Annotated in this window: 22 protein-coding genes; 11 read left to right on the top strand and 11 right to left on the bottom strand. The window is 72.3% G+C overall.

Annotated features, from left to right (window positions below; genetic code table 11):
* The first annotated feature begins 20 nt into the window (after nucleotides 1–20).
* Nucleotides 21–1160, top strand: coding sequence for a Gfo/Idh/MocA family protein (locus KB893_RS06930; RefSeq protein ID WP_211924989.1), 1140 nt, complete (start codon nucleotides 21–23; stop codon nucleotides 1158–1160).
* A 21-nt stretch (nucleotides 1161–1181) separates the two neighbouring features.
* Here KB893_RS06930 and KB893_RS06925 read toward each other — a convergent pair whose 3' ends face one another.
* Nucleotides 1182–1694, bottom strand: a complete 513-nt coding sequence (locus KB893_RS06925) for a hypothetical protein (RefSeq protein ID WP_211924988.1) — start codon at nucleotides 1692–1694, stop codon at nucleotides 1182–1184.
* A 138-nt stretch (nucleotides 1695–1832) separates the two neighbouring features.
* Between KB893_RS06925 and KB893_RS06920 the strand changes: the two genes are divergently transcribed.
* The gene (locus KB893_RS06920) at nucleotides 1833–2072 is read left to right on the top strand and encodes a hypothetical protein (RefSeq protein ID WP_211924987.1); all 240 of its coding nucleotides are present in this window, start codon (nucleotides 1833–1835) and stop codon (nucleotides 2070–2072) included.
* A 12-nt stretch (nucleotides 2073–2084) separates the two neighbouring features.
* Here KB893_RS06920 and KB893_RS06915 read toward each other — a convergent pair whose 3' ends face one another.
* Nucleotides 2085–2537, bottom strand: coding sequence for a cupin domain-containing protein (locus KB893_RS06915; protein ID WP_211924986.1), 453 nt, complete (start codon nucleotides 2535–2537; stop codon nucleotides 2085–2087).
* A 414-nt stretch (nucleotides 2538–2951) separates the two neighbouring features.
* On the opposite strand from KB893_RS06915, the gene KB893_RS06910 reads away from it, so the two are divergent.
* The 3 genes from KB893_RS06910 to alaE all read left to right on the top strand — a co-directional run bounded on the left by KB893_RS06910 (nucleotide 2952) and on the right by alaE (nucleotide 6784).
* Nucleotides 2952–5513: a glycoside hydrolase family 3 protein gene (locus KB893_RS06910; protein ID WP_211924985.1), complete on the top strand. Its 2562-nt coding sequence runs from the start codon at nucleotides 2952–2954 to the stop codon at nucleotides 5511–5513.
* 130 nt (nucleotides 5514–5643) lie between these two features.
* Nucleotides 5644–6294, top strand: a complete 651-nt coding sequence (locus tag KB893_RS06905) for an SDR family oxidoreductase (protein ID WP_211924984.1) — start codon at nucleotides 5644–5646, stop codon at nucleotides 6292–6294.
* On the top strand, nucleotides 6284–6784 hold the full coding sequence (alaE, locus tag KB893_RS06900) for an L-alanine exporter AlaE (RefSeq protein ID WP_211924983.1): 501 nt from the start codon (nucleotides 6284–6286) through the stop codon (nucleotides 6782–6784). The genes KB893_RS06905 and alaE overlap by 11 nt, the downstream gene beginning before the upstream one ends.
* A gap of 56 nt (nucleotides 6785–6840) precedes the next feature.
* Here alaE and KB893_RS06895 read toward each other — a convergent pair whose 3' ends face one another.
* Nucleotides 6841–8232, bottom strand: a complete 1392-nt coding sequence (locus KB893_RS06895; RefSeq protein ID WP_246505493.1) for an alpha/beta hydrolase — start codon at nucleotides 8230–8232, stop codon at nucleotides 6841–6843.
* Between the two features lie 244 nt (nucleotides 8233–8476).
* The gene (locus tag KB893_RS06890; protein ID WP_211924981.1) at nucleotides 8477–9496 is read right to left on the bottom strand and encodes an NADP-dependent oxidoreductase; all 1020 of its coding nucleotides are present in this window, start codon (nucleotides 9494–9496) and stop codon (nucleotides 8477–8479) included.
* Between the two features lie 120 nt (nucleotides 9497–9616).
* Between KB893_RS06890 and KB893_RS06885 the strand changes: the two genes are divergently transcribed.
* Complete coding sequence (locus tag KB893_RS06885) at nucleotides 9617–10555, top strand: LysR family transcriptional regulator (RefSeq protein WP_211924980.1); 939 nt, start codon at nucleotides 9617–9619, stop codon at nucleotides 10553–10555.
* Between the two features lie 30 nt (nucleotides 10556–10585).
* On the opposite strand, the gene KB893_RS06880 is transcribed toward KB893_RS06885, so the two are convergent.
* Together KB893_RS06880 and KB893_RS06875 are read right to left on the bottom strand one after the other, a co-directional pair.
* The gene (locus KB893_RS06880) at nucleotides 10586–11065 is read right to left on the bottom strand and encodes a VOC family protein (RefSeq protein WP_211924979.1); all 480 of its coding nucleotides are present in this window, start codon (nucleotides 11063–11065) and stop codon (nucleotides 10586–10588) included.
* Between the two features lie 208 nt (nucleotides 11066–11273).
* Nucleotides 11274–12104 carry an oxidoreductase gene (locus KB893_RS06875; protein WP_211924978.1) on the bottom strand — a complete coding sequence of 277 codons (831 nt, stop codon included), beginning with the start codon at nucleotides 12102–12104 and terminating at the stop codon, nucleotides 11274–11276.
* 160 nt (nucleotides 12105–12264) lie between these two features.
* Between KB893_RS06875 and KB893_RS06870 the strand changes: the two genes are divergently transcribed.
* Both KB893_RS06870 and trmY read left to right on the top strand, forming a co-directional pair.
* Nucleotides 12265–13176, top strand: coding sequence for an AraC family transcriptional regulator (locus KB893_RS06870; RefSeq protein ID WP_246505492.1), 912 nt, complete (start codon nucleotides 12265–12267; stop codon nucleotides 13174–13176).
* A gap of 108 nt (nucleotides 13177–13284) precedes the next feature.
* Nucleotides 13285–13878 (top strand): tRNA (pseudouridine(54)-N(1))-methyltransferase TrmY, encoded by a 594-nt coding sequence (gene trmY / locus KB893_RS06865; RefSeq protein ID WP_211924976.1) that lies wholly within the window; start codon nucleotides 13285–13287, stop codon nucleotides 13876–13878.
* 568 nt (nucleotides 13879–14446) lie between these two features.
* On the opposite strand, the gene KB893_RS06860 is transcribed toward trmY, so the two are convergent.
* Complete coding sequence (locus KB893_RS06860) at nucleotides 14447–15355, bottom strand: LysR family transcriptional regulator (RefSeq protein WP_211924975.1); 909 nt, start codon at nucleotides 15353–15355, stop codon at nucleotides 14447–14449.
* Nucleotides 15356–15489: 134 nt separating this feature from the next.
* On the opposite strand from KB893_RS06860, the gene KB893_RS06855 reads away from it, so the two are divergent.
* Nucleotides 15490–15882: a RidA family protein gene (locus KB893_RS06855; RefSeq protein WP_211924974.1), complete on the top strand. Its 393-nt coding sequence runs from the start codon at nucleotides 15490–15492 to the stop codon at nucleotides 15880–15882.
* 99 nt (nucleotides 15883–15981) lie between these two features.
* On the opposite strand, the gene KB893_RS06850 is transcribed toward KB893_RS06855, so the two are convergent.
* Nucleotides 15982–16482, bottom strand: a complete 501-nt coding sequence (locus tag KB893_RS06850; RefSeq protein ID WP_211924973.1) for a hypothetical protein — start codon at nucleotides 16480–16482, stop codon at nucleotides 15982–15984.
* Between the two features lie 479 nt (nucleotides 16483–16961).
* Here KB893_RS06850 and KB893_RS06845 point away from each other — a divergent pair, with 479 nt between their 5' ends.
* Nucleotides 16962–18293, top strand: coding sequence for a DUF2254 domain-containing protein (locus KB893_RS06845; RefSeq protein ID WP_211924972.1), 1332 nt, complete (start codon nucleotides 16962–16964; stop codon nucleotides 18291–18293).
* 118 nt (nucleotides 18294–18411) lie between these two features.
* Complete coding sequence (locus KB893_RS06840; RefSeq protein WP_211924971.1) at nucleotides 18412–19134, top strand: rRNA pseudouridine synthase; 723 nt, start codon at nucleotides 18412–18414, stop codon at nucleotides 19132–19134.
* 325 nt (nucleotides 19135–19459) lie between these two features.
* Here the strand turns inward: KB893_RS06840 and KB893_RS06835 are convergent, their stop codons facing one another.
* The 3 genes from KB893_RS06835 to KB893_RS06825 form a co-directional block, all read right to left on the bottom strand.
* On the bottom strand, nucleotides 19460–20542 hold the full coding sequence (locus tag KB893_RS06835) for a peptidoglycan-binding protein (protein WP_211924970.1): 1083 nt from the start codon (nucleotides 20540–20542) through the stop codon (nucleotides 19460–19462).
* A gap of 104 nt (nucleotides 20543–20646) precedes the next feature.
* A complete protein-coding gene (locus KB893_RS06830) occupies nucleotides 20647–21141 on the bottom strand; it encodes a hypothetical protein (protein ID WP_213173585.1) in 495 nt (164 codons plus the stop codon).
* 244 nt (nucleotides 21142–21385) lie between these two features.
* Nucleotides 21386–21778 (bottom strand): nuclear transport factor 2 family protein, encoded by a 393-nt coding sequence (locus KB893_RS06825; RefSeq protein ID WP_211924968.1) that lies wholly within the window; start codon nucleotides 21776–21778, stop codon nucleotides 21386–21388.
* Between the last annotated feature and the right edge of the window lie 53 nt (nucleotides 21779–21831).

The following is a 21831-nucleotide window of genomic DNA, read 5'->3' as shown; positions in this document are numbered from 1 at the left end:
CCGTCACGAAAGGCGCGGCCATGGACCCGAACGACCGGTCGGCCGGCATCTCCCGCCGGCGCCTGCTGCAGTCGCTGGCGATGGCAGGCGCAGCGGCGGCCCTGCCCCGCGCCTTCGCCGCGCCCGCGCCATCGTCTTCGCCGCCGCGCCGGCTCGGCGTGGCGCTCGCCGGCCTCGGTGGCTACAGCCGCGACCTGCTCGCGCCCGCGCTGCAGCTGACCCGGCACTGCCGGCTCGCCGGCATCGTGACGGGGTCGCCGCACAAGGTGCCCGAGTGGCAGGCGCGCCACGGCATTCCGGACGCCAACGTCTACGGCTACGACGACCTCCACCGCATCGCCGACAACCCCGCCATCGACGTGGTCTACGTGGTCACGCCCAACCACCTGCACATGCCCCTGACGCGCACGGTGGCGAACGCGGGCAAGCATGTCTGGTGCGAGAAGCCGATGGCGATGGATGCGGCCGAGGGCGAGGCGATGGTGAGGGCCTGCCGCGACAACCGGGTGCGGCTCGCGATCGGCTACCGCATGCAGCACGAGCCGAACACGCGGCGCTTCATGGCGATGGCACAGGAACGGCCGTTCGGCCGGATCGTGAAGCTGCGGGCCGATGCGGGCTGGTTCGGCTGGCGCCAGGGCGCCGACGATGCCTGGCGGCTGGATCCGGCGCGCGGCGGCGGCGCGATGTACGACATGGGCGTGTACTGCGTGAATGCGGCGCGCTACGGCACCGGGCTGGAGCCGGTCGCGGTGCGTGCCTGGGACGAGACCGCGCGCCGCGACATCTTCCGCGGCGTCGATGAAACCATGCGTTTCCGCCTCGAGTTCCCCGGCGACATCGTCGCCGAATGCGTCACCAGCTTCGGCCGCAACCTCAACACCCTGCAGGTCGACTGCGAGCGCGGCTGGTACGCGCTGTCGCCCTTCCAGGCCTACGACGGCAACGTCGGCCGCGCCAGCGACGGCACCGTGTTCCCGGCGACGCTCGGCGAGAAACCGCGCATGCAGGCCGAACAGATGGACCAGGACGCGCTGGCGATCCTCGGCGGCACGCCGCTGCGTGCGCCGGGCGAGGAGGGCGTGCGCGACATGCGCGTGCTCGACGCCGTGTTCGCGTCGGCGCGCAGCGGCAACGTCGTCGTGCGCATCCCGGACTGAGACGGGGCCTCGGCGCCCGGGTCAGCGCGGGCCCGGAGTCGCCGTGCCGGTCACGAGCAGGGCAAGCTGCTCGCGACGTCGCAGCACCGCCTCCCGGTCGCCCTGGTAGACGGTGAAGCCTTCGCCATCGTCGAGCTGCACGTGGACGGTGTGGATCCATGTGCTGAAGGCGCTCTCCTGCACGGTGCTGCCACGGCTCATCCGCACCTCGACGGCGCGGACCGCGTCGAACGGCACGGTCCGCACGCGCTCGCGGCGGCCCAGGCGCAGGCGCGCCACGATCTCCCGGCGGCGGACGTCGAAGCGCCACGTCCTGTCGCGCAGCAGGATGCGGCGGCTCCAGGCCAGCAGCGCGATCCCGACGGCGCAGGCGAACCAGGCCGCGGCGCCGTCCGCGCGCAGCGGCGCGATCGCGAACATGCCGCCGATGACCAGCACCAGCACCCCCGGGCCCTTCAGCGGACGCGAGCGGACCAGCAGCCCGGTGTCGTCGCTCACCCACTGATAGAGCACGTCTTCGCGCGCCACGGCCATGCCGGCTCCCGGACAAGAGGGCGCGCGAGTGTAAGCGGCGACGCGGCCGCTGGCGCGCCGTCCGGTGCGGCCACGCCGTGCCGACGCGGGCGCTGCCACGCTCGGGATTTCCAAGCCTGCGCCCACGGGAGGGCGACGATGGCCCCGACCACATCCACGCCGTCCGCGCCGGCATCGCCGGTCCAGCCGCACGTCCTGTCGCTGCGCGCGCAGGCCGGGCGCGCATCGCTGCACGCCGACCTGTCGATCTCGACCTCCGGCCTGTGGGCCGTCGCCGGCCTCGTCTCCGGCATCCTGCTGTCGACCGCCGTCATCGTCGCCGTGGCGACCCGCAAGCTGCCCGACGACACCCTGCCGCCGCGACTGCGGCGGGGCTAGGCGCTCTGCGTCTCAGTACGGCCGCCCGTCCTTGTGGCGATAGCCGCCGCCCTCGGGCAGGTGCATGTCGACGTCGGGGTAGTGGCAGACGCGCGTGGTCGGCTGGCCGATGGCGAGGAAGAGGCAGTCGGCGTCGCCGTCGTTGCGCAGGCAGTGGCCGTTGCCGTCGCCCTTCGGGAACACCGCGACGTCGCCCGCCCGCAGCGGCGTCTCGCCGCCGTCGTCGACCAGCACCGCCTCGCCGGCGAGCATCACCACGAGCTCGTCCTCGTCCTCGTCCTCGTGCCAGTGCCGCTGCGACGACCAGGCGCCGGGTTTCAGGGTGACGTGGCTGGCGCCGAAGTCGCGCAGGCCCGCCGCCGGCGCCAGGCGTCGGTACCAGCGCCCGGCCACGGCGTCGGAGAAGGGGGCGGGGTAGCCGGTCGCGTTCGTGGCCGGGATGGCGTCGAGGTCGAGCTTGGGCATGGGCGCTCCGGTCGGGTGTGGCGGCATGGGGCTGCGCCGCGCATCTTGCGCTGCATCGCGGCGGGCGGCATCGCGTCCGGGCGTGCGGCGTCCAAGCGTCCGGTTTCCGCAACGGCAGCGGCATGCGGCGAGCCTGCGTCAGGACGCAGGCCGGCGCAGGCCGGCGCAGGCCGGTCGGGCGGTGCTGGACGGTCCTGCCGGCATGAACGCAAGGCACGGCGGCGCCGCGAGCCCTGCGTCGTTCGGTATGGTTCGGCTGCCCGGGCGCCGCCGCTGCCTCGAGCGCCTGCGGTGCCTGAAGGGCGGCGATGCCTGCGACGCACACATCGGAAACCTTCGTCGTCTCGTCATGTGTCCTGGGAGGGACCGCCCATGCCAACGCATCGCCTCTGCGACGCCCATCGCGCACCGCGCATGACCGCAACGACGCCGTCGCCGCATCGCAGGCGGATGCTGCTGCGTGGAGCGCTGGTCCTGTCCCTCGCCGGCATCGGCATCGCCGCGACGTGCGGCGCGCAGACGCAGCCGACGCCCGCGGCGCACGACGCGACGTTGTGGCCGCAGCCGGAGTGGCCGTTCGGGGCGGAGCCCGAGCTGGAGGCGCGCATCACCGCGCTGATGGCCGGCATGTCGGTGGAGGACAAGGTCGGCCAGCTGATCCAGGGCGACATCGCCAGCCTCACGCCGGAGGACGTGCGCCGCTATCGCCTGGGTTCGGTGCTGGCCGGCGGCAACTCCGATCCCGGCGGCCGCTACGACGCCAGCCCGGCGCAATGGCTGGCGCTGGCCGATGCGTTCTACGAGGCCTCGATGGACACCTCGACGGGCGGGCACGGCATCCCGATCCTGTTCGGCATCGATGCGGTGCACGGGCAGAGCAACGTCGTCGGCGCGACCCTGTTCCCGCACAACATCGGCCTGGGCGCCACGCGCGATGCCGACCTGATGCGCCGCATCGGCGAGATCACCGCGGTGGAGACCCGCGTCACCGGCATGGAGTGGACCTTCGCCCCCACCGTGGCGGTGCCGCGCGACGACCGCTGGGGCCGCACCTACGAGGGCTATTCGGAAGCGCCGGAGGTGGTGGCCAGCTTCTCCGCGGCGATGGTCGAGGGCCTGCAGGGTGAGGTCGGCAGCGAAGCGTTCCTGGACGGCCGGCACGTGGCGAGCTCGGTCAAGCATTTCCTGGGCGACGGCGGCACCCGCAACGGCATCGACCAGGGCGACACCCAGGTCGACGAGGCCACGCTGGTGCGCATTCACAACGCCGGTTACCCGCCGGCGCTGGAGGCCGGCGCGCAGATCGTGATGGCCTCCTTCAACAGCTGGAACGGGGTCAAGACCACGGGCAACCGGCATCTGCTGACCGACGTGCTGAAGGCGCGGATGAACTTCGGCGGCTTCGTGGTCAGCGACTGGAACGGCCACGGCCAGATCCCGGGCTGCAGCAACGAGCGCTGCCCGCAGGCGTTCAACGCCGGGCTGGACATGGCCATGGCGCCGGACAGCTGGAAGGGCATGTACGACAGCACCGTGGCCGCGGTGCGCGCCGGCACGATCCCGATGGCGCGCATCGACGACGCGGTGCGACGCGTGCTGCGGGTCAAGCTCCGGCTCGGCCTGTTCGAGGCCGGCAGGCCGTCGCAGCGTCCGCTCGGCGGCGACTACGACCTGCTGGGCTCGCCCGCGCATCGCGCCGTGGCGCGCGAAGCGGTGCGCAAGTCGCTGGTGCTGCTCAAGAACCAGGGCGGCGTGCTGCCGCTGGATCCGCGCCGGCACGTCCTGGTCGCCGGCGACGGCGCGGACGACGTCGGCAAGCAGTCGGGCGGCTGGACGCTCAACTGGCAGGGCCGCGGCACCAGGCGTGCGGACTTCCCCAACGCCGACAGCATCTTCGAGGGCATCGAGCGGCAGGTGGAGGCCGCCGGCGGCACCGCCACGCTGGCGGTCGACGGCACCTACGAGGCCAGGCCCGACGTGGCGGTGGTCGTGTTCGGCGAGGATCCGTACGCGGAGTTCCAGGGCGACGTGCCCACGCTGGCCTACAAGCCCGGCGACGACGCCGACCTCGAACTGATCCGCCGGTTCGAGGCCGACGGCATCCCGGTGGTGGCGGTGTTCCTCAGCGGCCGGCCGCTGTGGGTCAACCGCGAGATCAACGCCGCCGATGCCTTCGTGGCGGCCTGGCTGCCGGGTTCGGAAGGCGCCGGCGTCGCCGACGTCCTGCTGCGCGATGCGCAGGGCCGGGTGCAGCACGACTTCCAGGGCAGGCTGAGCTTCTCCTGGCCGCGCACCGCGGTGCAGTTCGAGAACAACGTCGGCCAGCCCGGCTACGACCCGCAGTTCGCGTTCGGCTACGGGCTGACCTATGCCGACGACGGCGACCTCGCGCCGCTGCCGGAATCCCCGGGCATCACCGGCCCGCTGGCGGCGCCGGGCGTGTATTTCGCCCGCGGCCGCGCCTCCGGCGGCTTCTCGATGCGGCTGCTCGCCGGCGACGGCGCGCAGCCGGTGACCAGCCTGCCCGCGGCGAGCGGCGACGGCCACCTGCGCATCGAGGGCATGGACCACGAGGCGCAGGAGGACGCCTGGCGGATGCGCTGGAGCGGCGAGGCCGGCGTCGCGCTGGTGGCGGACGAACCGCTCGACCTGACCCGTGAGGCCAACGGCGACGTGATGCTGGTGCTGCACGCGCGCCGCGGCGGCGACGCGGTTCCGCTGTCGCTGACTGCCGGCTGCGGTGAGGGCTGCGGCGGCACGGTCGAGATGCAGCCGCTGCTGGCGCGGATGCCGGCCGGGACCTGGACGCGCATCGGGGTGCCGCTGAAGTGCCTGGTCCGGGCCGGCCTGGACGTGGCCCGGGTGCGGGTTCCGATGCAGCTCGAGACCGCCGGCCCGCTGGACCTGGCACTGTCGCGCGTGGCGCTCGGTACGCAGGGCGAGGCCGAGCAGGTGCTAGACTGCAGCGCGGACTGACGCTGCGGCGCGATGCGACGCAGCGTTGCGCCGGCGCTGCCCGCCTGCTGACCGTGCGTTCGCGCCGCAGTGGCGACGGTGGGCGGCGGCGCGGTAACGCGCCGCCCGTTCCCCACTGTCAGGAGTTCCCATGTCGCGCGTCTTCATCATCGGCGGCCATGGCAAGGTCGCGCGCCTGCTCACCCCGCTGCTGGTCGCAGGCGGCCACCGGGTCACCGCGGCGATCCGCAACCCCGCGCACGCCGACGAGGTCGCCGGCGACGGCGCCACGCCGCTGCTGTTCGACATCGAGCAGGCCGGCACCGAGGCCATCGCCGCGCGCCTGGCCGATCACGATGCGGTGGTGTGGGCGGCCGGCGCCGGCGGCGGCGACGCTGCGCGCACCCATGCGGTCGACCGCGACGCCGCGATCCGCTCGATCGATGCGGCGCGGCGCACCGGCGTGCGCCGCTACGTGATGCTGTCCTACATCACCTCCGGCCGCGACCAGGGCCTGGCCCCGGACGATCCCTTCCACCCGTACGCCACGGCCAAGGCCGCGGCCGACACGCACCTGCGCGGCAGCGGGCTCGACTGGACCATCATCGGCCCCGGGCGCCTGACCATGGATGCGCCGAGCGGCCGCATCGCGCTGGACCCCGGCGCGGCCCACGGCGCCACCGCGCGCGGCAACGTCGCCATGGTGATCGCCACCGCGCTGGCGACGCCGGCCACCGTCGGCCGCACCCTTGACTTCGTCGACGGCGACACCCCGATCGCACAGGCGCTGGATGGGCGCTGAGCCCGGGCGCGAACGGCGCCGCCGGGCGACGGAGGCCGCCACGCGCCGCCCGCGGTCGCTGCGTGCCTTCGTCGCCGACACCACCGCCCTGGTCCTGTTCTTCACCGCCACCGGGGTGCTGAACGAGCGCTTCGTCTCCGGGATGAGCTGGGACGAAGTGCTGCACGCGCGCCTGCTCGGCGCCGCGCTCATGCTGCCGGTCGCGCGCCCCTACGGACTGTGGCGCGACCGGCTGATGCGCCATGCCCGGCCGACCCGGCGCTCGCGCATCCTCTGGGACAGCCTCGCCCTGGTGAGCTTCCAGGTGCCGATCTACGCCGCGATCATCGCGGTCAGCGGCGCGACCGGCCGCGGGCTGGTGCTCGGCATCCTCGGCGCGACCGCGCTGATGCTGGTGTCGGGGCGGCCCTACGGCGCCTTCCTCAACTGGATCCGGCGCCTGTTCGGCCTGCCGCCCGGCGGCGAGAAGCCGATGAGCCTGCAGGAGTAGGTGCCCGGCCGCCGTACCTGCGGCAGCCTCGGTCGCCACCCCGCAGGGGCGAAGCGCTACGCGGGGTCCTCCGCCGTCGCGACGTCGCCCGCGGCGACCGCCTCGCTGCACCGCTCGGACACGGACGCGTTGCGGACGAACGCCGAGACGGTCCCGACGAAGCAGGCCGGTGCCACGTAGGCGAGCAGGTGCGCGCCGTCCTCGACGGTGGCGAAGGTGACCGGCCCCGCCTTCGCAAGCAGCGCCGCATGCGCCCGGGCTCCGGCATAGGGTGTGTTCGGATCCAGCGTCCCGTGGATCACCAGGGTCCGCGGCAGCGCATCCGGGGATCGGCCGTACCAGGCGTCGCGTTGGTAGGCCGGTACCGGGGCATCGACCAGAAGGCCGGGGATGGCGCTGGTGAACAGCGCGTCCCCGGCCTCGGCCTCCACCGTCTCCTTCGTCAGCTGCGGGCGCGCGTTGTTCTCGGACGCGGAGATCAGCATGACCAGGGGCAGCGACGGCGGCGACAGCGGATACGGCGTCATCGCCGCGGTGGTCGTCCGCAGGTCGGCCACGACCTCCTGCAGCGGCGCGACGTCGTCCGCGGCGAGCGCGTCGATCACCTGCGGGATGCGCGCGCGCAGCGCCGGGAAGTTGAGCAGCGTGCCCATGAGCCGGGGGAGGTCGCCGCCGGGCGCCGCCTCGCGCCACAGCTCGGGGTCGGCCGTCGCGAGCAGGCGTTCGTAGGCGTCGACACCCGCGGCGCCCAGCAGGTCGCGGCCGACCTCGTCGACCACGGCGGTGCGGTGGCTGAGGTCCCAGTGCGACGCGCGCTCGGGCGGCACCAGGCCGTCGAGGATCACGCCGTCCAGGGGCTGCGGCGCGACCTGCAGCATCCGCAGCACCAGCTGCGTGCCGTAGGACACGCCGTAGACGAGGACCTCGCCTTCGCCGCGATGGCGCGCGATCAGCGTCGACAGGTCCTGCGCCGCCTCGGTCACGTTGAACGCGGCGGCGCGCGCGGGCTCCGCATACATCGCACCGATGCAGGGCCCCCATTCCTCGCCGGCCAGGGCGACGCCGTCGGCGCTGTCCACCGCCTCCTGCGCCGGGCACAGCCGCGTCGAGGCACCGGTGCCTCGATGGTCGGGGATCACCAGGTCGTAGCCGGGGAACGCGCGGCGGTAGGTGGCGACCATCGGGTAGAGCGAGGCGCCGGCCTCGCCCGGGCCGCCGGCGACGAGCCAGACCTCGCCGCGATGCGCGCCGTCGTCGTGCGCAGGGAAGCGCCTGAGTGCGATGGTGATCGCTTCGTCGCCCTGCGTTCCATGCCGCAACGGCATCGCGTCGCGCAGACACCGGCTCCCGGCCAGGCCGGGCTGATCGTCGTCCGCGCAGGCGGCGAAGGAGGATGCGGTCGCGGCCGCCCCCGCGGGGGCGGCCAGGGCGGACAGCAGGACGAGCATGGATGCGGATCGGAGCATGGCGGTGCCGGTGACAAGGAGCCCCCAGCATGCACCGTCGGGTGCGGGCGCCGTCACCTCCGGAAGTCACGGCAGGCGCCCGGGCTCGTTGGGGGCACATGCCTTCGCTTCCCGGCGCCCGGCCCGCGCCCGCGTCCCATCCGGGCTGCGCTCGTCTCGCGTGCTCCCGGCTGGGACCGACCCGGCACGCGGCGAGGTGCTGGAGGGCTCCGGGACGATGCAGCGCTCACTCGACGACCAGCACCATCTTGCCCTGGAGATGTCCCTCGCGGGCCCGCTCGTGGGCCTTTCCCGCCTCCGCCAGCGGCCAGGTGCTGTCGATGGCGACCCGGATGGTGCCGTCGTCGAGCAGGCGCGTGGCCCGCTGCAGCTGCGCTCCGTTCGAGCGCACCTGCGTGGCGGAGACCGTGACGCCGCGTCGCGCGGCTTCCTCCGCGCCGGAGAAGCCGAGCGGAAAGATGGGAAACAGCGCGCCGCCCCGCCTGAGCGTGCGCAGGAACCTGCCGCTCGTGGGGCCGCCCACCGCATCGACCACGAGGTCGGCGTCGCGGACGAGGTCCTCGGGCCTGGCGTCGGCATAGTCGATGAACTCGTCCGCCCCGAGCGCGCGCACGAGCGCGGCGTGCCTGCCCGACGCCACGGCGATGACCCGCGCGCCCTTCCATCTCGCGATCTGCAGGGCCAGGTGGCCGACCCCGCCCGCGGCGCCGTTGACCAGCACGGTCCTGCCTTCCAGCGGCACCGGCTCGTGCCGCGTCGGCTGGACCGGATTCGGTTCGTCATGGCCGAGTTCGACCAGGAACTGCCACGCGGTGAGCAGCGACATCGGTGCCGCGGCAGCCTCGACGTGCTCGATGCCGCGCGGCTTGAGCGCGAGGTGGCGCGCCGGCACGCTCACGTACTGCGCATAGGCCCGGCTGCCGCCGAAGACGCCCTCGGGGAAGCGGACCATTGCGTGGACCTCGTCGCCGGTGGCGAAACCTTCGACGTCGTCGGCCTGCGCTTCGACGACTCCCGAGATGTCGGTGCCCGGAACGATCGGGAAGTCCGCCGGCGGCCGCCATTCCGGCGGCAGGGTCCGGTAGCCCTCGCGCAGGTACCAGTCGGGCGGGTTGATGCCGATCGCGCGCACCCGGACCAGCACCTCGCCCGGCCCCGGCGCGGGCCGTGGCGCGTCTTCGTAGACCAGCACCTCGGGACCGCCGAAGCGGTGCATGCGGACGGCCTTCATGGATTCGTTCGACATCGCGTCTCTCCTCGACAGGGCCGCGTTCCGATTGAAGGAAGCGACGGGCGTGCGGAGGAGGGACGGTAGAATCCAGGGTCGCAGGTTGACAATCTGGTTCTGGGTTCATTGAATGATTCCATGAAGGAACAGATCGGCCTGGATCGGCTGACGGGCCTGATCGCGTTCGCCCGCGCCGGTTCGATGGGCAGCTACTCGGCCGCGGCCCGCTCGCTCGGCGTTTCGCCGTCGGCGGTCAGCAAGAGCGTGAGCCGGCTCGAGCAGCGCCTCCGCGTCGCGTTGTTCACCCGCACGACGCGCTCGCTGACGCTGACGCCCGAGGGCCGCGAGCTGCACGAGCGCGCCCTCCGGCTGCTGCGCGAGGCGGAGGAGATCGAGCAGGCGGCGATCTCCGCACGCGCCGAGCCGTCGGGAAGCCTGCGGGTCGCCGCGTCGTTGCCGATCGGTCTCCATGTGATCGCGCCGGTGCTGCCGGCCTTCCGCAGGCGGCATCCCAAGGTGGCGGTCGACCTGCGGCTCAGCGATCACCTGGTCGACATCGTCGAGCACGGCATCGATGTGGCGGTGCGCATCGGCGACCTGCCCGATTCGCGACTGCTGTCGCGCCGGCTCGCGCCCCACCGGCTGTGCGCGTTCGCGTCGCCGGCGTATCTGGCGGCGCGCGGCACGCCGCGGCATCCGCACGAGCTGTCGGGGCACGACACCGTCAACCTCCGCTACCAGAGCACCGGCCAGGCGTTCCGCTGGCCGTTCCGGGTCGGCGGGCGCGAGCTGGAGATCGCGCCACCGCCGGGCATCGTCGTCGACGCGAGCGAGGCCGTGGTCGTCGCGCTTGCGGCGGGCGGGGGCATCGGCATCAGCGCCTGGTTCATCGCGGCGCCCTACGTCGCCCGCGGCGAGCTGGTGCCGATCCTCGCCGAGTTCGCCGTGGAGCGGCACAACATCACCGCGCTCTGGCCCGAGAGCCGTCGTGCGAACCCGGCCGTGCGCGCCTTCCTGGACCTGCTGCAGGAGACGTTCCGGGATCGCGTGACCGCGCCCGCCACTGCCGCCGACTGACCGGGGCCCGGCGGTTCCGCCGTTCTCGCGTCAACCCCGCCGCGCGGCCTCGATCGCGGCGATGTCGATCCGGCCCATCGTCATCATCGCCTCGAAGGCGCGTCCGGCTGCCGCGCGGTCGGGGTCGGCGATGGCCTCGGTCAGGGCGCGCGGGGTGATCTGCCAGGACAGGCCCCAGCGGTCCTTGCACCAGCCGCAGGCGCTCGCCTGGCCGCCGTTGCCGACGATGGCGTCCCACAGGCGGTCGGTCTCGGCCTGGTCGTCGGTGGCGATCTGGAACGAGAACGCCTCGCTGTGGACGAAGGCCGGCCCGCCGTTGAGGCCGAGGCAGGGAATGCCGCAGACGGTGAACTCCACCGTGAGCACGTCGCCCTCCCTGCCGGACGGATAGTCGCCCGGCGCGTGGTGGACGGCGGTCACGGCGCTGTCGGGGAAGGTCGCGGCGTAGAACCGGGCCGCGTCGAGCGCGGTGCCGTCGAACCACAGGCAGATGGTGTTCTTCGGGGTCATCGTTCGTCGTCCTTCGGGTGGCTGGGGCGTGGGTGCGGCGGTCGCGAGCCGATGGTCGCGGCGACGATACCCGCGTCGCCCGCCGGCGCAGCGGGGGCCGCGCGACCTGCACTCCTGGACGAACGGCGGAGGCACGGATCGACAGGCCGCCGTGGCCCGTGTGCCTGCGCCGCACCCCGCACCGTCCCCACGGCCCTGCGGCGCGTCCTCAGCCGTCGGTCGACCGCGTCACCGCCTCCCAGGCATCGATCTCGGTGGCGAGCGCGGCGAGCTTGGCGCGGACCAGGTCGAGCGCATCGCTGCCCAGGAGCAGGTGCGCCGGCGGCGCGTCGCTGTCGATCGCCGCCAGCATCGCGCGCGCGGCCCTGGCCGGGTCGCCCGGCTGCCTGCCGCTCTTCGCCTCCCGTGCGGCGCGGATCGGGTCGAACAGCGCGTCGTAGTCGGCGATCGAGCGGGGCGCGCGGACCATCGAGCGCCCGGCCCAGTCGGTCCGGAACGAGCCCGGCGCCACCGCCGTCACCGCGATGCCGAGGGGCGCGACCTCCTTGCCCAGCGCCTCGCTGATGCCCTCGAGCGCGAATTTGCTGCCGCAGTAGTAGGTGATGCCGGGCAGGGTGATGAAACCGCCCATCGAGGTGATGTTGAGGATGTGGCCGCGACGCCGGGCGCGCATGTGCGGCAGCACCGCCTTCATCATCGCCACCGCACCGAACACGTTGACGTCGAACTGCCGGCGCATGTCCTCCAGCGGCGATTCCTCCATCACCCCTTCGTGGCCGTAGCCGGCGTTGTTGACCAGCACGTCGATCGGGCCAATGCCGGCTTCGACCGCGTCGACGACGCCGGGAATCGCATCGACGTCGGTCACGTCGAGAACGCGCCCGAAGGCGCGCTCGGCGTGCGAGGCCTCGAAGGCTTCCCTCGCCTCCGCGCTGCGCACGGTTCCGACCACGCGATGGCCGCAGGCCAGCGCCTCCCGGGCGAGTGCGCGGCCGAAGCCGCTGCTGACGCCGGTGATGAGCAGGGTTCTGGTGGACATGGCGATGGCCTCTGCTGGAGAAGGCCCGCATGCTAGGGAACCGGTCCGCGGCTTCCACGCCGGACCGTCTGCTTTCCTTGCCTGATCCTATGAGATGCCGAAGTCAGCGATGAAGGGCGCGGTACCGGCCGCCTCGGCTGCAGGGCCGGACCAGCGACGCATGGTCGACCTGCTGCGGGCGCTCGCGCCGCGCGAGGGCTACACCCTGACGGCGCTGCCGGACGTGCGCCTGCTGCGGTCCGACCGTCCGCTGCCGCGCACCCCCGTCCTCTACGACCCCGGCATCGTCATCGTGTGCCAGGGGCGCAAGCGCGGCTTCTTCATGGACCGGGTGTACCGCTACGACGCGCAGCACTACCTCGCGGTCTCCGTGCCGGTGCCCTTCGTCATGGAGACCGACGCCTCTCCCGCGCGGCCGCTGCTGGCGATCTACATGCACCTGGACTTCCGCGTCGCCGCGGAGCTGATGGTCCAGATCGAACACCAGGGCGGCGCCGCATCCGTCGCCGCGCCGCAGAGCATGATGTCGAGCCCGATGGATCCGGCCCTGCAGGCGAGCGTGCTGCGTCTCCTCGAGGCGCTGTGTTCGCCGCTCGACGCGGTCGTGCTGGGCCCGGCGCTGGTGCGCGAGATCTATTTCCGCGTGCTGACTGGTCCCCAGGGGCAGGTGATGCGGGCGGCGCTGGCGATGCAGGGGCGATTCGGCAGCATCGGCAAGGCGCTGCGGCGGATCCACGCGGAGTACACGGAGCCGCTGAGCGTCGCCCAGCTCGCGCGCGAGGCGGACATGAGCGGCCCGACGTTCCACAGCCACTTCAAGGCCATCACCGGCCTGTCGCCGATGCGGTACGTGAAGTCCGCGCGGCTGCACCAGGCGCGGCTCCTGATGGTCCGCGAGGGCATGACGGCGACCGCCGCGAGCTACGCCGTCGGCTACGAAAGCCCCTCGCAGTTCAACCGCGAGTTCAAGCGCCTGTTCGCGCTGCCGCCCAGGGAAGAGGCCCGGCGCCTGCGCGACAGCTTCGCCCTGCCGCCGCCGCAGCCGGGCGCGCACTACGTCTCGTCGCACTAGGCGGAACCCGACGCCGGCCTGGGTGAGCACACGAACACGCGCGCATGCTTTGCAGGGACAATCGCCACGTCGCGCCGAGGCCATCGGCAGAACAGGAACAGGAGCAGGATGCGCACCTTCGTACTCAGAGCACGCGCCGCGCCCACCGACAGCCGCAGGCTGCTCGCCTCGGTCGGTGGCGACGCGCACACCGAGATCCTCGCGCACACGCTGATGAACGCCATCTTCGTGGCGCAGTCGCACCGCGCCGACGTCGTCGTCCACCTGGTGCTGGAGAGCACGCAGGACTTCTCCCGCACCATCCGCTTCGACGCCGGCGCCATGCACGACATCGGCGGCTTCGACGAGGCCGCGCTGCTGGGCAAGGTGGCGAAGGCGCTGGACGCCTCGCACGGCATGGGCAAGGACGAGACGCGCCCGGTGGAGTCGGGCGTCACCGTGCGGACGACGGGCTTCGAACGCCTGGTGCAGGCGCTGGCCGCCGACCACCCGCTCTACGTCATGGACCGCAAGGGCGCGCCGATCCGCGGAGAGGCCTTCGAAGGCGATCCCTGCTTCCTGCTGACCGACCACATCCCGATGCCGAAGAAGACCTTCAACGGCCTCGAGCGCCTTGGCGCGAGGAAGATCTCGCTGGGCCCCACGATGCTGTTCGCCTCGCAGTGCGTGGTGGTGATCCACCACGAGCTCGACCAGCGCTGACGGCCAAAGCGCACCCACGGAGCGGGCCCTGCTCCTGTAGGAGCGGCTTCAGCCGCGACCAGCGCGGCACCGGAGCGCCCGCGCCCGCATCCCCGCTCCCCGCCTCACCGATCACGTCGGGGCTGAAGCCCTCCCACACCATCAGACCCACCCGGTCGAGGCCGAAGCCCCTCCCACACCATCAGATCCATCCGGTCGGGGCTGAAGCCCCTCCCACACCATCAGGCCCACCCGGTCGAGGCTGAAGCCCCTCCCACAACACCAGACCCAGTTGGTTGAGGCTGAAGCCCTCCCACAACGCCCGGCCCGCTCCTGTGGGAGCGGCTTCAGCCGCGACAGGCGCAGCCTCTGCAACATGGCTCGTCCGCGCCCATAGCCGACCATTCCCGCTTCCCGCTTCCCGCTTCCCGCTTCCCGCTTCCCGTCTCCCGTCTCCCGCCTCCCGCCTCCCGCCCCACCCACCCCGTCGAAGCTGAAGCCCCTCCCACAACGCCAGCTTGCTCCTGTAGGAGCGGCTTCAGCCGCGACAGGCGTCGCCGGAACGTAGCCCACCCGCGTCGGCTCCGTATCAGCGCACGTCCGGATGGGCGGCCATCAGGGCCGTCACCCAGTCGATGAAGGCGCGCAGGCGTTCGCTGACGTGACGATTCGGCGGGAACATCAGGTGCATCGGCATCGCCGCCTGCCATCCCTCCAGGAGCGCGACCAGCTCGCCGCGCGCGACGTGCGGGGCGGCCATGTAGTCGGGCACGCAGACGATCCCCAGGCCCGCCACGCCGGCGGCGAGGTAGGCGTCGCCGTCGTCGATGGCGACGACGTGGCGGCCCTGCACCTCGATCTCTTCGTCGCCGCGGCGCAGCGCGAGCGTGCGCGTGCGGCCGGTGCGCGGGCGCAGGAATCCGACGGTGCGGTGATCGCCGTCTTCCAGGTCGCGCGGATGCAGCGGCACGCCGTGCCGCTGCAGGTAGGACGGCGCCGCATGTACGCCGAAGGGCAGGACGCCGAGCGGGCGCGCCACCAGCGACAGCGCGCTGGGCTCGCCGCCGCGGATCACGCAGTCGACGTTGTCGCCGATCAGGTCGACCTCGCGATCGCTGACCCCGATGTGCAGCTCGATCTCCGGATGCAGCGCATGGAAGCCCGGCAGCGCCGGGACCAGCAGCAGCCGCGCGAACGGGCTGGGCACGTCGATGCGCAGGCGGCCGCGCAGCGCCGACGTGGCCCGGTGCAGGCTGCCTTCGGCGTCCTCGAGGTCGGCGAGCAGGCGCACCGCCCGTTCGTAGTAGGCCCGGCCCTCGGCGGTCACGTTCATCCGCCGCGTGGTGCGGTTGAGCAGGCGCACGCGCAGGTGGGCTTCCAGTTGCTGCACGAGTTCGGTGACCCGCGTGCGGCCGAGCTGCAGCGTGTGCGCGGCACGGGTGAAGCTGCCGGTCTCGACCACCCGGACGTAGACGCGCATCGCCTCGAAACGATCCATGGTCTTCCGATGCGGATCAGTCGGTATCGGCGAACAATCTAGGCGGCGAAGGGATGTTTATCCAGACAAGGCGGCGGGTCCAGGATCGCCATCCTGCCGGTGCAGCCCGTATCGGCCCTTGCGGAGCCCCTCCCATGTCCAAGCGTGACGTCGTCTTCCCCAGCGGCCGCCGGGCGCTGTACGAGCGCAACCGCTATTCGCCCGCCGTGCGCGCCAACGGCTTCCTGTTCGTGTCCGGCCAGGTCGGCAGCCGCGAGGACGGCTCGCCCGAGCCGGACCTCGAGGCGCAGGTGCGCCTGGCGTTCGACAACCTCGATGCCGTGCTCGCCGCGGCCGGCTGCACCTTCGACGACGTGGTCGATGCCACCGTCTTCATGGTCGACCCGGAGAAGAACTTCGAGACGGCCTGGGCCGCCGCCGCCGGGCACTGGGGCGAGGCGCCGCATCCCACGGCGACCGTCGTCGGCGTGAGCTGGCTCTACGGCTTCCACTTCGAGATCAAGGTCGTGGCCAGGCTGCCCGGTTGACGGGCGGCCCCTGCGGGGAGGGCACGCAGCACCGAGGGCCGTGCCTCGCCATCCCCGCCGCCACCGCACGGCGCGCGCCCGGCGCCGTGCGGCGAGCGCTCAGTTGAACTGGTAGGAACGCACCACGTCGTGGTCGTCGAACTGCACGCGGAGCGTGCGCGGCGCGGCGTTCGTCGCGTCCATGCCGTCCATGTTCGACGCCACCCGGCCGACCTCGTAGTTGGCGTCGTTGATCGCCGCGCGGGTCTCGCTGTTGCCCGGCAGGAAGGCCGCGGCCGAGCGCAGGAAGCCGCGCGCGCGCGAGGTCCTGGCCTGCATGCTCTCGTTGCGCTGGTAGTAGGTCCAGTCGGCGCGCACCACGCCGTCGACGATGCCGCCCTGGCTCTGGTGCGGCTCGCCGAACGCCGCCCGCACCTGCTCGCGCGTGGTGGTGCCGATCACGATGTGCGAGAGCACGTACTGCTGGCTGTACTTCTCGGCGGCCGGAACGTCGGCGGCCATGGCCTGCGGCATCGTCATCAGCGTGACGACCAGCAGCATCGTCGCCATCGCGTCGCGGACCGGCGCGAATGCGTCGCGCACCTTGGTGTGTGTGGTCATGGGTCTCTTCCCTGAGTTGGAGATCGCAGTCGGTGGCGGACCTTGGGATCCGCATCCGGCGGATGCCGCGGCGAGCGGCGCGGTGGACTATAGGAAACCGGGCCGTCGAGGAGGCTCCTGTCGCGCCCGCAATCGGCAGATCGGGTCGTTTTCCTACCCCGCGACGCGGTCGGCAGACGGGCCGTGCGAGCCCGGCGAGGTGGAGCCGTGTCGATGAGTGACCACCTTCCGGCCTGCGCTTTTGACCACTTCCCCCTTGAGGGAGGTCGAGATGGGGGCGCGAAGCGCCGCTACCGCACACGAGCAAGCAACAGCACGCGGCTGTCGCCGCGCCCCTCTCCCCAACCCTCCCCAGCGAGGGGGGGCGCTGGGTGCGGTTCGATCCCGGCCCAGCGGGCGCACCATCCCATCTGCCGTTCGCTTCGCACCGCCACGACCCGGCTGCAAACACCATCCGCCCACTCACCGGGGGGCGTCACATGGGCAGGCGGCTGTCGAGCGGGGCGTCGAGCAAGCTGGCCATCGACCTGCGCGCCAGCTTCTGGTTCCTGCCGATGCTCTCGGTGGTCGCGGCGGTCGCGCTGGCGGTCGGCATGGTGGCGCTCGATCGCTGGCTCGGCGACGGCCTGGCGCGGCGGTGGCCGATCCTGCTCGCGGCGGATGCCGACGGCGCCCGCGAACTCATGTCGACCGTCGCCGGCTCCATGATCACCGTGGCCGGCGTGGTGTTCTCCATCACCATCGTCGCCCTGGTTCAGGCCTCGACGCAGTACACCTCGCGCGTGCTGCGCAACTTCATGCGCGACCGCCGCAACCAGGTGGTGCTCGGCCTGTTCCTCGGGGTGTTCGCCTACTGCCTGGGCGTCATGCGGGCGATCACCACCAACGGCGACGGCGGCTTCGTGCCGCATCTGGCGGTCCTGGCAGGCGAGGTGCTGGTGCTGGTCGCCATCGCGGTACTGGCCACCTTCATCCACCACGTCGCCGCGTCGATCCAGTCGGGTGCGGTCGCCCGCAGCATCGCGAACGACACCCTGCACACCATCGAGGCCATGTTCCCCGATGCGCTCGAAGGCGACGACGTCGCCCCGGGCGGGCAGGGCGATGCAGGACTGCGCTGGTATCCGGTCCCGGCGCCCGGGCTCGGCTACATCGAGAGCGTCGACCTCGACAGGCTGCTCGACTTCGCGCGCGCACACGATGTGGTGGTGCGCATGGAGCGCAGCGTCGGCGACTTCGCCAGTCCCGACCGGCCCATCGCCAGCATCGGCACCGCGCACGCGCCCGACCCGGATGCGATGCGCGGGCTGGCGCAGCTGTTCGCGATCGGCTCCTACCGCACCATCGAACAGGACGTGGGCTTCGGCATCCGGCAGCTGGTCGATGTCGCGCTGAAGGGGCTGTCGCCGGCCATCAACGACACCACCACCGCGGTGACCAGCCTCGACTACCTGTCGGTGATCCTCCGGCGCCTGGCCGGCCGGCGCATCGAGCCGCGGCCGCTCCACGATGGCGGCGCGCTGCGCGTCGTGCCGATGGGGCCGGGCTTCGAGCGCCTGCTGGCGCTGGGGCTCGACCAGATCCGCGAGAACGCGCACGGCAACACCGCCGTGCTGCTGCGCCTGCTGCAGGCGATCGAGCAGATCCGCAGCGGCACCCGCTCGCCGGAGCGGCTGCGGATGCTCGATGCCAAGCGCGAGGTCGTGGCCGAAGTGGCGCGGCGCACCGCCTCCTGCAGCGAAGCCCTCCGCCTGATCGAGCAGCAGCTCGCGGGCGCGACCGCCGCCTGCGACGAGACGACCGGAGCCTGAGGAGCTCGACCCGCGGCTTGCCTGCCGCACGGCAGGCCACGGCCATCGCCACCACGCCGGAGGGCCCCGTGCCGACCGGCCGCTACACTGCCCGGCCCTGACGTACCGGCAGCAGCCCATGTCCGATCCCGTCCGACTGGCGAAACGCGTCGCCGGCCTGGCCCAGTGCTCGCGCGCGGAAGCCGAGCAGTACATCAAGAACGGCTGGGTGACCGTCGCCGGCACCGTCGTCGAGGACCCGGCGCACCGGGTGACGGACGAAGAGGTGGCCGTCGATCCCGCGGCGACGACCCAGGCGATCGAGCCGGCCACGGTGCTGCTGCACAAGCCGGTCGGTGTCGACGCCATCGTCGGTGCGAATCCAGCCACCGCGCTGGTGGACCCCGGCACACGCTGGTCCGAGGATCCATCGGGCGTCCGCCTGCTGCAGCGCCACTTCCATCGCCTGACCCCGCTGGTGCCGCTCGACACCGAGGCGAGCGGGCTGATGGTGCTGACCCAGGACGGCCGCGTGTGGCGCCGCCTGACCGAGGACCACGACGAGATCGAACAGGAGTTCGTGGTCGAGGTGCGCGGCGAGATCGCGCCCTGGGGCCTGGCGCGGCTCAACCACGGCCTGTCGTACGGCGGCCGCGCGCTGCCGCCGTGCAAGGTGAGCTGGCAGAACGAGTTCCGCCTGCGCTTCGCGCTCAAGGGCGTGCAGGGCGGGCAGCTGCGCCACATGTGCGCCCAGGTGGGCCTGGAGGCGGTGGCCATCCGCCGCCTGCGCATCGGCAGGATCGCGCTGGCGAAGATGCCGGCCGGCGCGTGGCGCTACCTGCCGGTCGGCGAGCGGTTCTGAGGGCGGAGCGCCCCTCCATCGGCCACATGAACCTCGTTCGCGCGGGCAGCTCCCGCGGCAAAGGTCGCGGACGTCAGCGCCTCGTCATGGGCTGACGAGATATCGGTGCCGCCGCCCCTGCGGATGGCGTCCGACTCCGTTCAGTGCGAACGGTCTCCAGGCCAACCTGCGCGGACCAGCGCGATCGCGCCAGCTCTGTCGCGCCCGACCACGGCACCGCGAGATCGCCCAACGCACTCCCGCGATCCCTTCCGAGCGACGGCGTGATCGACGTCATGCGCGATTCCTGCGGGCAGTCCTGACCTGCTGCCAGCGTGCCACCGTTCTATCGCTCGCCGCGCGCCAGGTCCTGCGTCTGCGGCGCGTCGCACTGCACCGGCACATCCGTGCGCAGGTGTGCTTCATCGAGCTGTTGGCGCCATCGCTCACCGAGGGACGACCGCGCCAGTCGCTCCATCGCCTCCCGGACCGCATCTTCGCCACGCTCTGCGGCATCGAGGAGCCCGGTGGCACCCGCGCGCAATGTTTCCGCACCGCGGCTTGGGATCTGCTCCCTGACGGCCGCACGCGTCTCCGGGCCGACGATGCCGTCCACGGTCAGTCCGTTGTCGCGCTGGTAGGCACGCACCGCCTGCTCCGTGCGGGCGCCGAAGACGCCGTCCGCCGTCAGCGCCCGACCGGCTGCGTCGGTGTAGCCCAGCTGGTCGAGCTGCTCCTGCAGCGTCCGCACTGCGTCGCCCCTGTCGTCTCGCCGCAGGCTACCTTCGGGCGGTGCATGACCCTTCTCATGCCAAGCCTGTTTGATCGGCTGCGCATCGACGGCCGCTGCCGCGTGCCAAGCGTCGTCGGACGAGGCGCCGCGGGCAGTCGCATCGGCGTACGCTGCGCGCATCGTCATCAGCGCCGCGGCGCTTTCTGCCAGGCTGATATGGGCGCGATTGGCGCCGCCGTAGTAGCTGCGCCCGTCCTTGTACGGGTCGCCAAAACTCGCCCATTCCCGCGCGAGCCCGTTCTGCGCTTCTTCCAGATTCACGCCGGGCACGCCCATGATGTAGTCGCGCACGGCGTGCTGCTTTTCGCGCAGGAGGTAGTCGGTAAAGATCCGGTCCTGAAGCTCGGGCGTGAACGGTTCGCTTCGGTCCAGGCCGAGGCGGGCCACGGCAACATCCATCGTCGATGGGATGATCTGGTACTTCCCGACCGCGAAAACGCGCTCCGGATCCTCGCGCGGCAGGTGCTGTAGATCCTGCACCTGGCCGAGGGTGAGCCGAGAGAAGTCCATCGGCGGCTCGCCGGATCGGATGCGTTCGCGGCCGTTCCCGTCCGTAAAGGTGCCCCGATTGAAGGCGTTGTAGCCGGCCGCGCCGGATTCGCCGCGATACATCAGATCGTAGATCGGATTGTTCATCACAACGCTCCCTATCGTGAAGAATGCGACCCCAGCCGGGGCACGGTGCTCCGCGTGCATGCCGCTGCCGCTCCGGGGCATGCCGCGGTGAATGTGGCGCGCGGTCACCGCTCCGAAGTAGAGAACGTCCAGTCGCTGACCTGGAGCCCGGCGTCCGCTCCGCGCTCGTCCCAATGCTGGAACTCGCCGTAGGCGCGGGCCTCGAGCACGCGCTGTCCGTCGGCACTGCGGAAGCGCAGCATGCAGCGCGCGTCGGCGCTGCAGGCCTGCAGTTCGGGCAGTTCATCGCAGATCGTGCAGCCCGCGAGCTGCGGGTTCGCGGCGCACAGCGCGTCCGCATCGTCGCCGACCAGGTTCGTCCGGCACTCGGCACTGGCCATCGGCGTCCAGCCGTCTGCGAGCACCTGCTGCCGGAAGTCGCCGTAGGCCATGCCCTTGCGCAGCCCGGAGGCGATGTCGGCGACTGCGTGCCGGGCCGGCGCAGGCGGCTCGTCTGCCGCCGTCGCGCTGTCGACGGCGCGCGGTGTGGGGCCGCAGGCAACGGTCAGCAGGCAGGCCAGCGCGGATGCGAGGCGGAGCGAACGAGGAATGGGCAGCATCGTCACGAACATCCATGCCGGTGGTCGGGCGGATACTGTCGGCGGTAGCGGGCGGCGGCAACCCGAGCACGCGGCTGTCGCCGCGCCCCCACCCCAACCCTCCCCCGCGGGCGGGGGAGGGCGCCGGTCGTGCGAAGCGCCTTCGCCACTCGCCACTCGCCGACCGCCCATCCCCCGTAGGAGCGGCTTCAGCCGCGACCGCTTCCGGCGGGATGCCGGCGGTGACGCGACGCGACACGACGCCTCAGAACATCCCGTTCCCGTTCGCCGACGTGGCGGGAACCGGCTGCAGCACGTCCCAGTGCTCGACGATGCGGCCGTCGGCATCGAGCCGGAAGATGTCGATGCCGGCCCAGTCGGGATTCGCGTCGCCCGGCCATTCCTGGTGGCAGTGCAGGACGACGAGGTCGCCCTCGGCCAGTGCGCGCCGCACGTGCACGCGCTTGCCCGGGTAGTCGAGCGCCATACGCTCGAAGTAGGCGACGAAGGCCTCCTTGCCGTCGCCCACCTGCGGGTTGTGCTGGATGTAGGTCGCGCCGGCGTAGCGTTCGATCGCCTCCGCCGGGCGGCACTGGTTGAACATCAGGTCGTAGAAGGCGATGACGCTGCGCTTGTTGCGTTCCAGTCGCTCATCCATGGCGGTGGCTCCCGAGGGGTGAGGGCAGGCCCGATCATGCGGCCTGCCGGCGG

Origin of the sequence: Coralloluteibacterium stylophorae, assembly GCF_018122625.2 — a bacterium.
GTDB classification, from domain to species: Bacteria; Pseudomonadota; Gammaproteobacteria; order Xanthomonadales; family Xanthomonadaceae; genus Coralloluteibacterium; species Coralloluteibacterium stylophorae.
Note: the sequence above shows the minus strand (reverse complement) of the source record. Positions and strands in the feature narration are given on the sequence as shown.